The sequence below is a fragment of the Scytonema hofmannii PCC 7110 genome (assembly GCF_000346485.2).
Taxonomy (GTDB): Bacteria; Cyanobacteriota; Cyanobacteriia; order Cyanobacteriales; family Nostocaceae; genus Scytonema; species Scytonema hofmannii.
In genome coordinates, this window is the sequence record NZ_KQ976354.1 from 11,552,429 (window position 1) to 11,565,410 (window position 12,982).

Annotated in this window: 9 protein-coding genes; all 9 read left to right on the forward strand. The window is 41.3% G+C overall.

Annotated features, from left to right (window positions below; all coding sequences use genetic code 11):
- Window positions 1-130: 130 nt before the first annotated feature.
- The 9 genes from rfbF (at window position 131) to hepC (ending at window position 12,938) form a co-directional block, all read left to right on the forward strand.
- The gene (gene rfbF / locus WA1_RS48650; RefSeq protein WP_017742351.1) at window positions 131-904 is read left to right on the forward strand and encodes a glucose-1-phosphate cytidylyltransferase; all 774 of its coding nucleotides are present in this window, start codon (window positions 131-133) and stop codon (window positions 902-904) included.
- An 85-nt stretch (window positions 905-989) separates the two neighbouring features.
- Window positions 990-2,210: an L-2-hydroxyglutarate oxidase gene (gene lhgO / locus WA1_RS48655; protein WP_017742350.1), complete on the forward strand. Its 1,221-nt coding sequence runs from the start codon at window positions 990-992 to the stop codon at window positions 2,208-2,210.
- Window positions 2,211-2,443: 233 nt separating this feature from the next.
- On the forward strand, window positions 2,444-3,472 hold the full coding sequence (locus tag WA1_RS48660; protein WP_017742349.1) for an NAD-dependent epimerase/dehydratase family protein: 1,029 nt from the start codon (window positions 2,444-2,446) through the stop codon (window positions 3,470-3,472).
- Between the two features lie 181 nt (window positions 3,473-3,653).
- Window positions 3,654-4,289 carry a glycosyltransferase family 2 protein gene (locus WA1_RS48665; RefSeq protein WP_051077031.1) on the forward strand — a complete coding sequence of 212 codons (636 nt, stop codon included), beginning with the start codon at window positions 3,654-3,656 and terminating at the stop codon, window positions 4,287-4,289.
- Between the two features lie 803 nt (window positions 4,290-5,092).
- The gene (rfbC, locus tag WA1_RS48675) at window positions 5,093-5,644 is read left to right on the forward strand and encodes a dTDP-4-dehydrorhamnose 3,5-epimerase (RefSeq protein WP_017742347.1); all 552 of its coding nucleotides are present in this window, start codon (window positions 5,093-5,095) and stop codon (window positions 5,642-5,644) included.
- Between the two features lie 119 nt (window positions 5,645-5,763).
- Complete coding sequence (locus tag WA1_RS48680; protein ID WP_017742346.1) at window positions 5,764-7,068, forward strand: NAD(P)H-dependent oxidoreductase; 1,305 nt, start codon at window positions 5,764-5,766, stop codon at window positions 7,066-7,068.
- Window positions 7,069-7,418: 350 nt separating this feature from the next.
- Window positions 7,419-8,507, forward strand: coding sequence for a glycosyltransferase (locus WA1_RS48685; protein ID WP_017742345.1), 1,089 nt, complete (start codon window positions 7,419-7,421; stop codon window positions 8,505-8,507).
- A gap of 37 nt (window positions 8,508-8,544) precedes the next feature.
- Window positions 8,545-10,773: a GumC family protein gene (locus tag WA1_RS48690; RefSeq protein ID WP_017742344.1), complete on the forward strand. Its 2,229-nt coding sequence runs from the start codon at window positions 8,545-8,547 to the stop codon at window positions 10,771-10,773.
- A gap of 1,334 nt (window positions 10,774-12,107) precedes the next feature.
- A complete protein-coding gene (gene hepC, locus WA1_RS48695) occupies window positions 12,108-12,938 on the forward strand; it encodes a heterocyst development glycosyltransferase HepC (protein WP_017742343.1) in 831 nt (276 codons plus the stop codon).
- The last annotated feature ends 44 nt before the right edge of the window (window positions 12,939-12,982 follow it).

A 12,982-nucleotide genomic window follows, 5' to 3' on the forward strand; every position in this document is an offset into this window, starting at 1 on the left:
TATCTTGCCTTTACATTTTTGAGTAAAATTACGGTTAGATTATATACTGAGAATTTGGAAAATAACCTTTTCTCTATTACGTTCAATTAAGATAAAGAAATCATCTACCTCAAACTTAAGAGATAACTCCATGAAAGCAGTAATTTTGGCTGGAGGACTTGGTACGCGTCTGAGTGAAGAAACAAGCGTCAGACCAAAGCCAATGGTGGAGATTGGTGGTAAGCCAGTTTTATGGCACATCATGAAGATTTACTCCGCCCACGGCATCAACGATTTTATCATTTGCTGTGGTTACAAAGGTTATGTCATTAAGGAGTATTTTGCGAACTACTTCTTATATATGTCAGATGTGACCTTTGATATGCGGTTTAATCAGATGAATGTACATGCTGGGAACGCAGAACCCTGGCGAGTTACCCTAGTAGACACAGGTGACAACACAATGACAGGTGGACGCTTAAGACGGGTGAGAGAACATATTGGCAATGAAACTTTTTGCTTCACCTATGGTGACGGCGTAAGTGATGTCAATATCACAGAAGCCATAAATTTCCATAAAGAGCAAAAGACGTCAGCCACAATGACAGCAGTTCAACCACCAGGACGTTTCGGTGCTATCGTTTTGGGACACGAACAAACCAAGATTACCAGTTTTCGGGAAAAGCCAGAAGGCGATGGAGCCTGGATTAATGGTGGTTATTTTGTGCTTGAACCCGAAGTCATTAATTTAATTGCTGATGATTCTACTGTTTGGGAACAGACGCCTCTAGAAAAATTGGCAGAAAAGGAACAGCTTTCTGCTTACAAACATCATGGTTTCTGGCAACCAATGGATACCTTAAGAGATAAAAATTATCTTGAGGATTTGTGGCTGAAAAATAAGGCTCCTTGGAAAGTTTGGTAAGAAGACCGCGAATTATGAATGCTCGGAAAATAACAATTCATAATTCATCATTCATAATTCATCTAGTTTCCTGTGGCAGTTGTGTATGTATGATTTTGCAATTATAGGTGGGGGAATCGTTGGTCTTTCCACCGGGATGGCTTTGGGCAAACGCTACCCTAATGCGCGTATTCTTGTTTTAGAGAAAGAAAACCAATGGGCATTTCACCAAACTGGCAATAATAGCGGCGTTATTCACTCTGGTATTTATTACAAACCGGGTAGCTTTAAAGCCAAATTTTGCCGTGACGGTTGCCGCACAATGGTGGAATTTTGCCAAGAGCATGGAATTGACTACGAAATTTGCGGTAAAGTCATTGTAGCAGTAGATAAAGAAGAATTGCCTCGTTTGGAAAATCTCTACCAAAGAGGTTTAGACAACGGGATAAATGTCAAGAGAATCACTAGCGAAGAAGTAAAAGAATACGAACCTCACGTCACCAGTGTTGGGGGAATATTTGTTTCTTCCACTGGAATTGTGAGCTACAAGCAGGTTTGTTTCAAATACGCTGAAATTATCGGACATCTTGGAGGCGACCTGCGTCTCAATACAAAGGTGGAACGCATCGTTAAGAGTGGTAACCATCAGGTACTGGAAACTAACACGGGTAGCTTTGCAACTCGCTTTGTTATCAATTGTGCTGGGTTACATAGCGATCGCATTGCTAAAATGGGCAAAGTCGATCCACAAGCAAAAATCGTACCTTTCCGGGGAGAGTATTACGAACTCACACCAGAAAAACGTTCTTTAGTGAAAGGGTTGATATACCCAGTTCCCAATCCAGATTTTCCTTTCCTGGGAGTGCATTTTACCCGCATGATTGATGGCACCGTCCATGCAGGACCTAATGCAGTTCTCAGCCTTAAACGTGAAGGATATCATAAAACTGACTTCGACCTGCGAGATTTTGCCGAAGTTATGACTTATCCCGCTTTCTGGAAACTTGCTGCCAAGTATGCAGATGAAGGAATGAAGGAAATCATCCGTTCCTTTAGCAAAGCAGTGTTCACAAAAAGTTTGCAAAAACTGATTCCTGAAGTCAAATCGGAGGATTTAGTACCAACTCATGCAGGTGTTCGAGCTCAAGCACTGATGAACGACGGCAAACTAGTGGACGACTTTTTGATTGTTCAAGGTGAAAACTCCGTCCATGTTTGCAATGCGCCTTCTCCGGCGGCAACATCTTCCATTGAAATTGGCAAAGCTATTGTTGCACAAATTCCCGAACAATCTCATTTGCAGCCAATTGTCAGTTCGGTAAATTAAATAAACTTGCCTCGGCTTTTTTCAGAAGTAAGAATACGGGCAATTTTGTTGATTGGGTAAATCAAGGTGTATGTACGGACAGTCCTTGAAAAGGTTTATGAAAGCAACATCGCTGACTACTGCAAAACTTTAAAAATAATATGTTACCGTGCGTACATACGGTGCAAAAGCAATGTGGTAGTCAATACACCATTAGTTATTACGAACACATCAACTCATAGGAATTCAAAACAATGAAAGTTTTAGTCACTGGTACCGAAGGTTATCTTGGTTGCTTATTACCACCCCTACTTATAGAAAAGGGACATGAAGTTATTGGTGTAGACACTGGCTATTATAAAGTAGGCTGGCTGTACAACGGGACTCAAGTGACAGCCAAGACCCTCAACAAAGATATTCGCAATATTACCATAGAAGATTTACAAGGTGTGGATGCGATCGTTCACATGGCAGAACTATCCAACGACCCCACCGGACAATTGGCACCGCACATTACCTATGAAATTAATCATAAAGGTTCTGTTCGTCTTGCCACGTTGGCAAAAGAAGCAGGTGTACGTCGCTTCGTCTATATGTCTTCTTGTAGCGTCTATGGCGTAGCCACTGAGGGTGATGTTACAGAAGAATCACCCGTAAATCCTCAAACAGCTTATGCAGAGTGCAAGACTTTCGTAGAGAGAGATGTGCAGCCCTTAGCTGATGATAATTTCTCTCCCACCTTTATGCGAAACGCCACGGCTTTCGGTGCGTCTCCCAGAATGCGCTTCGATATTGTTTTGAACAACCTATCAGGTTTAGCTTGGACAACAAAAGAAATCAAGATGACCAGTGATGGTACACCTTGGCGTCCACTCGCCCATGCCTTAGATATTTGCAAAGCCATTGTTTGCGCCCTAGAAGCACCCCGTGACATTGTACACAATCAAATCTTTAACGTGGGAGACACCGCAAACAACTATCGCGTTAAGGAAATTGCTGAAATTGTTGCTGCAGTTTTCCCTGGATGCCAACTCAGTTTTGGCACCCAAGGTGCAGATAACCGCAGCTACCGAGTTTCGTTTGAGAAAATTAACACCGTTTTACCAGGCTTCAAGTGCGATTGGGATGCCAAGCGTGGCGCACAACAGTTGTATGAAGTGTTCTCTCAAATTGATATGTCTGAAGAGACTTTTACGTCTAGAGGATTTACCCGCTTGAAGCAGCTGGAATATCTCATTCGTACCCAGCAAATTGATAAAGATTTCTTCTGGGCTAAGAAATAATCAGCGCTGTACTAGCACGTGTAAGCTATCGGAAGTTCCAAATCAACATATTTGATTTGGACTTCTTTAGTGTAAAATGACACGAGAGGAACAAGAGACTTACCATTGCGATTCCGACATACAACCGTGCAAATCTACTATCCAATCCAAAGGCATCTACGTGTAAAGTAGAGAGACACTTATGACTCAATTACTTACCATTGCGATTCCAACTTACAACCGTGCAAATTTACTTGACCAACAACTGGCATGGTTAGCTGGCTCAATCAAAGGTTTTGAATCTGTATGTGAAATTTTGATTTCTGACAATTGTTCAACCGATGATACGCCAAAAGTTGTAGAAAAATGGCGCTCTGCTTTTCAACAAATAACGTTTGAATATAAGAGGAATCAAGAAAATATTGGTGCAGTGAGAAATATCGCTTCTTGTATTCAATTTGCTAAAAGCAAATTTGTTTGGACAATTAGTGATGATGACAAAATTTTTGATAACTCCATAGCATACACAGTTAAGACTTTAACTGAATATCTCGATTTAGGATTAATCATTTTAAACTTTTCCAAAAGTGATGCAAAAACAGGTCAATTTTTTGAACCACGTTGCTTTGATGTTGAGACAGATGTAATGAATTCAAACGGCAAAGAGGTATTTGAACTTTGTTTAGAAGAAAGTATTGGAGGTGTAGGACTGACGACAGCTTTAGTATACAAAACAGATTTGGCAAAAGCTGCTATAGTAAGTTGGACTTCGGGTTTAAATAACTTGCAGTTCAAATATATTGGACAGCTTTTTGTGCTTCCAAAGCAGGTGCCTTAGTTACTAAAGATAATTATTTGGAATGTGTTGCAGGCACTCATTATTTTATGCAAAATCCCAAGCTTCTAGTTACATTAGAATATGCAGACATACCTGAAGTGATGTTGAAACTTAGGGAAATAGGGTTTTCTAAAAGTTTTAGTCAAAAAATGCTGCTCACACGCTTTGTCAAATTTAATTGGAGAGTTCTTGTGGGAGCTTTAAGAAGATGGCCTATTGTAGCCATTCAAGCGCTAAGTCGTTACTTAAGTTACGTGTACTTATCTACTGTCAGATCTTCGTCAAACTCCCTATTGGGTGCTCCTAGTACTCAAGTTAGAAACGATTGATAAGGTGTAAGTTGATGAGCCACAAAAAGTGTGGGGATTCCCCAAGCAACGCAAATTTTTTTTAAAGGATAATCATGAAATTTCTTCAAATAAATTTAAGTTCCAGAGTCTTGTCTCTCTCAGTTAGGAATTCCACTGAACAAAAAAGTTTTAATGTCTGATATGAAAGAGAAAACAAGTGTCAAAAATATAAGAGAAACAAATAGGTTTTTAGAAAATCTATAGTTTAAAACTTATGATGAAGGTGTTTGATGGTTTCTTGCTTGACATATAAAAAAATAAAAACCATCATGTAATCGCATCTACAAACTGACAGAGTTTATCAAAACGGCGGTAGGGTAGATTTTACCTTTGACGCGATCTCGCAGATGAGCAGTATCAACATGAACGATACAGCAAAAGTTTTCAAGTATCTGCTCAGTTTCAGAAATTGTTTTATTTACTTGTGTAGTTACAGTACAAAGTGAGGGTACCATGATTTTTACGAAAACCGAACTTCAAGGTGCATACATTATCGATTTAGACCAAAAGCCCGACCACAGAGGTTTTTTTGCTCGGACTTTCTGCGCTCAAGAATTTGAAGCACATGGCTTAAAGCCAACAGTCGCCCAATGCAACGTGTCTTTTAATTACAAAAAAGGAACATTGCGGGGAATGCACTATCAAGTTTCCCCAGCAGCAGAAACAAAATTGATTCGCTGCATAAGTGGCGCTATCTATGACGTAATTATAGATATGCGTCCTGAATCTCCAACTTACCTTCAACATATTGGTGTGGAACTTACCGCTGAAAACCGCCGTGCCTTATACATTCCAGAGCTGTTTGCCCATGGGTATCAAGCACTGACAGATGGGGCTGAGGTTGTTTATCAAGTAGGTGAGTTTTACACTCCGGGCTACGAGCGTGGTTTGCGCTACGACGATCCATTTTTCAATATTCAATGGCCTATAGAAGTGACTGTCATTTCTGAAAAGGATAAAAATTGGCCTTTGATGTCAATGATGACTGTTGGCGGAAGTGTTTAATTAAGGGTTAGTGGTTGGTGGTTAGCGGTTATTGGCAACTAACAACTAACCACTCACAACTAACAACCAACAACTCACAACTCACAACTCACAACTCACACCAGAGGAACCTTAAATCGATGATTATTGTAGATCGCGCTTTACAAGCCCGTGCAGAAGCTCTTAACCCTATTAAAGTCGGCATGATTGGAGCAGGCTTCATGGGTCGGGGAATTGCCAATCAAATTACAAATTCCGTACCCGGTATGAAATTAGTTGCTATTGCCAACCGCAATGTTGATGCTGCAGGACGTGCATATTCAGAAGCCGGAGTTGAGAATTATAAAGTTGTTTCCTCCGTTGGGGAATTGGAAAACGCGATCGCAAACGACGGGTATGCAGTCACAGAAGATGCGATGTTGCTGTGCCGTGCTGAGGGGATTGACGCGTTAATTGAGGTGACGGGTGCGGTGGAATTTGGCACTCACGTTGTGATGGAGGCAATAGCCCATCACAAGCACGTCATTATGATGAACGCTGAATTGGATGGCACTATTGGTTCTATCCTCAAAGTTTATGCAGACAAAGCAGGCGTTATCCTCACAGCTTGTGATGGTGACCAGCCTGGGGTACAAATGAACCTATATCGTTTTGTAAAAAGTATTGGTTTAACTCCACTATTGTGTGGTAACATTAAAGGCTTACAAGACCCATATCGCAATCCTACAACTCAAAAAGCATTTGCCGAACGTTGGGGTCAAAAACCTCATATGGTAACTAGCTTTGCAGATGGGACAAAAATCTCTTTTGAACAAGCGATCGTCGCCAACGCTACGGGGATGAAAGTCGCCAAGCGAGGTATGTTGGGATATGACTTTAAGGGTCATGTTGATGAAATGACTGGGATGTACGATGTCGAACAACTGAAAGAATTGGGCGGCATTGTAGATTATGTTGTGGGTGCAAAACCAGGCCCAGGAGTCTTTGTATTCGGAACTAATGACGACCCGAAGCAACGTCACTACCTCAATCTCTATAAATTAGGCGAAGGTCCGCTTTACAGCTTTTATACCCCATATCACCTCTGTCACTTTGAAGTACCACTGTCAGTGGCTCGTGTTGTTCTTTTCCAAGACTACGTATTAAGCCCTTTAGGTGCTCCTTTAGTGGACGTTGTGACGACTGCCAAAATTGACCTGAAAGCTGGAGAAACTTTGGATGGTATTGGTTATTACATGACCTACGGTCAATGTGAAAATTCCAACATTGTTCAAGAACAAAACCTCCTGCCAATTGGTTTAGCAGAAGGATGTCGCCTCAAGAGAGATATTTCCAAAGACCAAGTTCTGACATATGACGATGTCGAACTACCTTCAGGCAGACTGTGCGATAAACTGCGTGCCGAACAAAATGCTTATTTCTTTAAAACCCTAGCAGCAGTGTAGGGAGTAGGGAGTAGGGAGTGGTAATTTTGGATTTTGGATTTTGGATTTTGGATTTTAGATTGTCCCCAATACCCACTCTCTACTCCCTCACTCCCTCACTCCTCCTTGTCCCCAATCACAATCCCATTACGAAATATTTATTAAAAGTTAATAATAAAAAAATAAATTTTTAGTATCTTAAAAATCAATAGGAGGATAGAGTAGATTGCCAAATAGTTTATAAACTGCTAAAACGAGGGTACAGCGTTCAATACAGTCGTCATAAACTTTCCTACGGTGATGCCCAATCCCTAACCCCTGACGCCTAATTTCTATAAAAATTGGTATAGAGTAAATCCACCAGGTTTAGTATGAAAATTGCCCTAGTTCATGATTACTTAACTCAAAAAGGAGGGGCGGAGCGCGTTTTTGAATTGCTGTGCAAGCGCTACCCCGAAGCGGATGTTTATACTTCCTTGTACGATCCCGAAGAAACCATCGACTTGGGCGATCGCGCTGTCAATACCACATTCTTGCAAAGAATACCAGGTGCCATAAAGTATTTTAGATTGATGGCACCCTTTTACTTTCCTGCCTTCCGTGCATTAGATTTACAAGAGTACGATCTAGTTATTAGTAGCAGTACCAGTTTTGCGAAAGCAGTGCGGAAAAAACCAACAGCACGCCACATTTGCTTCTGTCACAACGTAACCCGTTTTTTATGGGATACAGAAACGTATTTACGGGAGTACGGGGACTATCGATATTTTGCTCCTTTCATCGAACAAGTTTTTGAGATGATGAGAAAAGTAGACCTAACCTACGCACAGGAGCCAGACCTTTACATTGCCAACTCCAGCGTTGTTGCGCGTCGCATTAAAAATATCTACGGTAAAAAAGCAATTGTTATCAACTATCCCATTGATACGAAAAGGTTTGTTTTTTCAGATACAAAAGAAGACTTTTATCTTGCCTCAGCTCGGATGATCGGTTACAAACGACTTGATATAATAGTCGAAGCTTTCAACTGGCTGGGGTGGCGGTTGTTGATATCAGGAGATGGTCCCGAAAGAGAAAGATTACAGTCTAAAGCATTAGGCAATGTAGAATTTGTAGGACACGTCTCCGATGCTCAGCGCACTCAGTTGTTTTCTAAAGCTAGGTCTGTTATAGTGGCAGCCCTAGAAGATTATGGATTAGTGCCAGTAGAAGCAAATGCTAGTGGAACGCCAGTTATCGCGTTTGGTGCTGGTGGCGTATTGGATACTCAGATCCCTGGTAAAACAGGGGTATTTTTCAAGAGGCAAACACCAGATTCGCTGCAAACTGCACTACTAGAAGCCAGGGATATCTATTGGGATTACGGGAACATTCGTAATCATGCGGTCGCTCATTTTTCAGAAGAGGCTTTCTTTAGTAAAGTCGAGCAAGTTATTGACCAAACTTGTGCAGTAAAGTAACTATTCATTTGATTTGATTAGCTGAGGGATAATAAACGTGGTTCAAAGCAGTCTCGGTCCATATGTAAATCCAGTTACTGAGTCAGAACCGGGTTACGGACAACTGTTAGCGGTTTTAGTACGCAGATTCCCCTGGTTTTTAGCAGTATTTGTGGCATCTCTTGCCATAGCAGGCTTGGCGACAAAAAGAACACCAACTACCTACGGAAGCTCAATGCAGCTACTGATAGAACCTAACTATCAAGGAAAGAAAGAAGCAAATGCTTCCGTAGATTCCCAGTACACTGACCCCAACATTGAAATAGATACCGCAACCCAGCTGAACTTGATGAAAAGTTCTGAACTGATGGAAAAAGCGGTTAATAAGCTGAAGCCAGAGTATCCTGATATAACTGTCGCCGAATTGAAAAGCTCCTTGGCTTTAGACCAAGTCAAGAGAAAAGAAGATAACATCATAACTAAAATATTCCAAATAGACTCTATCAGTACCGATCCAGCTAAATCCTACAAAGTATTGGAGACGATGCAGCAAGTTTATCTGGATTACAACATCAAACAGCAAGATGAACGTATCAGAAGAGGTCTGAAAGTCATCAGGGAACAGATTAAAAAAGTTAATAATGACGTTGTAGGAGCAGAAGCAAACCTACAACGCTTTCGTAGAAGTGAGAATTTAATCAATCCAGATACACAGGCAAAAGCTACAGAAGATGAACTGAGCAGAATTCAGCAAGAACGGGGTAAAACTCGTGCTGAGTATCAGGAAGCTGATGCTCGTTACAAAAATTTAGTCCAACAACTTCAAACGACTCCAGAAACTGCCATTGCTGAAGCCCGTCTCAGTCAATCGACTCGCTATCAAGGATTGCTGAACGAAATCCAGAAAACAGAACTGCTTCTGGCACAAGAACGCCTGCGTTTTACCGAACAAGCGCCCAGCGTACAAAAACTTATAGAACAACTTCAAAGCCAGAAGACGTTGTTGCAGCAAGAGCAAAGACGGACTTTGGGTGTAGACGCAAAACCCCAAATACAAGGTCTCCTAGAGCAAGGACAAAAAGGTCAAATTGACATCACCCTTTCATCAGATCTATTGAAAACAAGAACGGATTTGCTGGCTTTAGTGGCTCGCGATCAAGTTCTAGCAAAGAAAGAAGATCAACTGCGTAATGAACTCAAGCGCTTCCCCCGCGTGTTGGCTGAGTACAATCGCTTGGAACCTCAAGTACAAATTAACCGCGAAAAGTTACAACAGCTGGTAAAAGCAGAACAAGTCCTAGAGCAAGAACTCGATAAGGGTGGATATAACTGGGAAGTGATCGAAAAACCCAAAATGGGTGTGAAGTTAGGTCCCAACCTCCAGCAAAATCTTCTCTTAGGTGGAGTCGTAGGACTTATGTTGGGTGGTGTTGCTGCTTTCTTGAGAGAAGCGGCTGATGATTCCGTTCACACCACTGCTGAATTAGAAAAGCAAGTTGCCCTACCACTATTGGGAACAACACCAAAATTACCACCAGCAAGAGCCGCCAGAGACTCTGTGATTAAATTGCCCTTTGGCAAGCCACAGGAACCCGCACCTTGGACAATTCAAGTGTTGCAGTCCTCACCCCGTTGGGAATCATTAGATCTGATTTACAAGAACATTGAGCTTTTAAACTCCGTTTCTTCATTCAAATCTTTAATGATTACTGCAGCCTTACCAGATGAGGGTAAATCAGCTCTGGCATTGGGTCTAGCGATGAGTGCAGCCCGCCTGCACAAGCGAGTCCTGCTCATTGACGCTAACTTGCGCGAACCTACCCTGCACAAACAGTTGAACCTTCCCAACGAACAGGGGCTTTCCACTCTCCTCGCCAGTGATGTTTCCATACCCAATCAAATTAGCATTCAATCTTCCGGGTCATCTTACATTGATATTTTGACTGCTGGGCCTACCCCAGTTGACCCTGCTAATTTGTTGAGTTCTCCTCGTATGCAGCAGTTGATGGCAACATTTGAGGAAAACTACGATTTGGTGCTTGTAGACTCAACACCAGTCCTTGGCTTAGTAGATGCTCTGCTTACAGCATCATCTTGCCGTGGAGCAATTATGGTAGCCAGTATTGGTAAAGTGACTCGCACCCAAATGGCGCAAGCTACAGGCATGCTCAGCCGCCTGAATCTTCTTGGAGTTGTCGCAAGTGGCGTGTCTAACTCTGGCAGTGCTTACATACCCTACACAACGCACCAACATCGGTTTGCCCTCCAACAAGCCATTGAGAAATAACGTTTGTTGGGGCGCGGCGGCCTTGCGCCCCACTGTGGTTCAAGTTAGGGACTTCCAAATAAAAAAATACTCAAAAATTTCTTGTGGAGTGGGCGTCTCGCCCGTTGCAGGTGGCGGGCGAGACGCCCACTCCACAATATTGATTAATTTATTTCTTGGAAATCCCTTAATGAAAAATACTGTAACCAAGAGGGGATGCGATCGCATCCCCTCTTGTTTTTCTTAGAAACTGCATACAATGAATCACCCGTTCCCCATGCAATACTTAAGCCGTCAGATAGATGCTCTCCGTACCTTTTACGGTTGAATATAACAACAAGGCTCTACGCAAAATACTGCTAAAACGGCTGTATTATCTCAATAAACTGCCCGTAAATTATCTATTTTTCCGCCACTAAATGTTAAGAATTTGACTTTTCTCTAAGTCGATAATATGTTCTTTATAGATGAGTAAGCTAATATACATATCCCTTCTTTAAAGTAATGAACAAGTTAAGATTTTTTTATGTATAGGTTCTTTATTGTTTAACATTTAAACTTAAGTATTTACTTTTAAGAAAAAATATGGACTCAAAAGACTGGTTTTTCAGAAATCAGTTCTTTTGATGTTGAAATTACTTAAAGTCACTTACCCGTAGACTGGTTGGCAAAATAGGCCAAAGCTGCAACTAAAGCTTGCTCCAGGTCTAGAAAGGCAAGTAGTCTAACCTCTGTTTGTATTCGGAGTAAACTTTATACTGAGGCGAAGTACTGATTATGTAGAAATGTCAACTGTCAATCGTTACATATTTAAAGATTGAATTATACAAATATAAAAATTAGACAAGTATATAAAATTTATGCATATAAGAAGGTTTACGGAATTTGTGATATCTAATTAGTAGTAATAATTAAGGCTTTTGGAATTGTGAAACTGGCACTATGGTAAAATTACAAGTAAAAATGAGTCTTTACATAAAATCGTTCACGATAGCTTAATAATTCTAGGAAAAATGCAGTCACTCTATAAAGAGTGAATAAAGAATCTGCACGGGCAACTGTTATTTCTACTGCGTCTTATATCCTAGAGATCGAATATCCATGGGGATAAGTCAAGTCAAGTCAAAGAGTGGAACTTTAAAAGCTATTCGGAAAAGACTATCGTGAGCAATGGATTTGGTACATCAAAAAAAAGTTGAATGAATGGTGTGCGGTGGTTATTAGAGATAGTTTAATGGTTCCATAATTCCACTCTATGGGCCGTTCCTAGAGCAAGAGAGATGAAGATGGTTAGGGAATTATATAGCTTTCAAGTATCAGGTCGGCAATCTACTACCTTATGAGATGAAATACATATGACAACCTCAATAATACCAACAATACAAAACTACTATACGGTGAAACAGCAACCACAAGATAATCCTCCCCAATACTGCACAATTCAATGGCGGCAAAATCAGTTGTTAGTTAAGCCTGTAGGACAAGTTAAGCAACCGTATATGCCTTCACTGCATAAAAAGCAGCTACTTGTGGAGTGTTTAAAGGGTACTCCAGCAACTTTAGTCCGCATCGATCCAAAGTTGGGTGAAGCCCGGTTAAAATTTTGGGCAGACGCATGCCTTGTAGCTGACAAGCCTATTTTCCTTCGCATACCTTCTACTGACAAACAACCAAAAATCAGTAGCCCACTCTTTGGATGGTTAAAACGGCTGAGCAATTGGCTGGTTGCTTTGATATTCTTACTTGCATTTGCGCCTTTGCTTCTGGGTTTAGTTTCATTGATGCGCGTCCACTCCAAAAGTCCAATTTTCTCTCGTCAATGGCATATTGGCGAACGGGGTAGACTCTTCAAAGTCATCAAGTTTCGTACAACTGCGACAAAGCAGAAAGCGTTTGAAGAAGATGCAGTATACCAAAATAGTTTGGGCGAGCGCAAAGATGAAGAAGAGGTAACAGTACTTGGGCGCTGGATGCGTAAGTACGGATTAGACAATTTGCCGCAGTTGCTTAATGTTCTTAAAGGTGACATGAGTTTGACCGGACCTCGATGCTGGTCATTGGAAGAAGGAATACGGCTCAATCTCACAAGACAACGAGAGTTAAATGTCCAACCGGGATTTGTCAGTCTATCATTACTAGAAGAAAGGTTCAAGGCTGTTGAACCTGGTTACAGAGAAACAGTTTAACTGTCGATATTTACTGATTTAATTGTTGTAGTAGGATTTGTGCA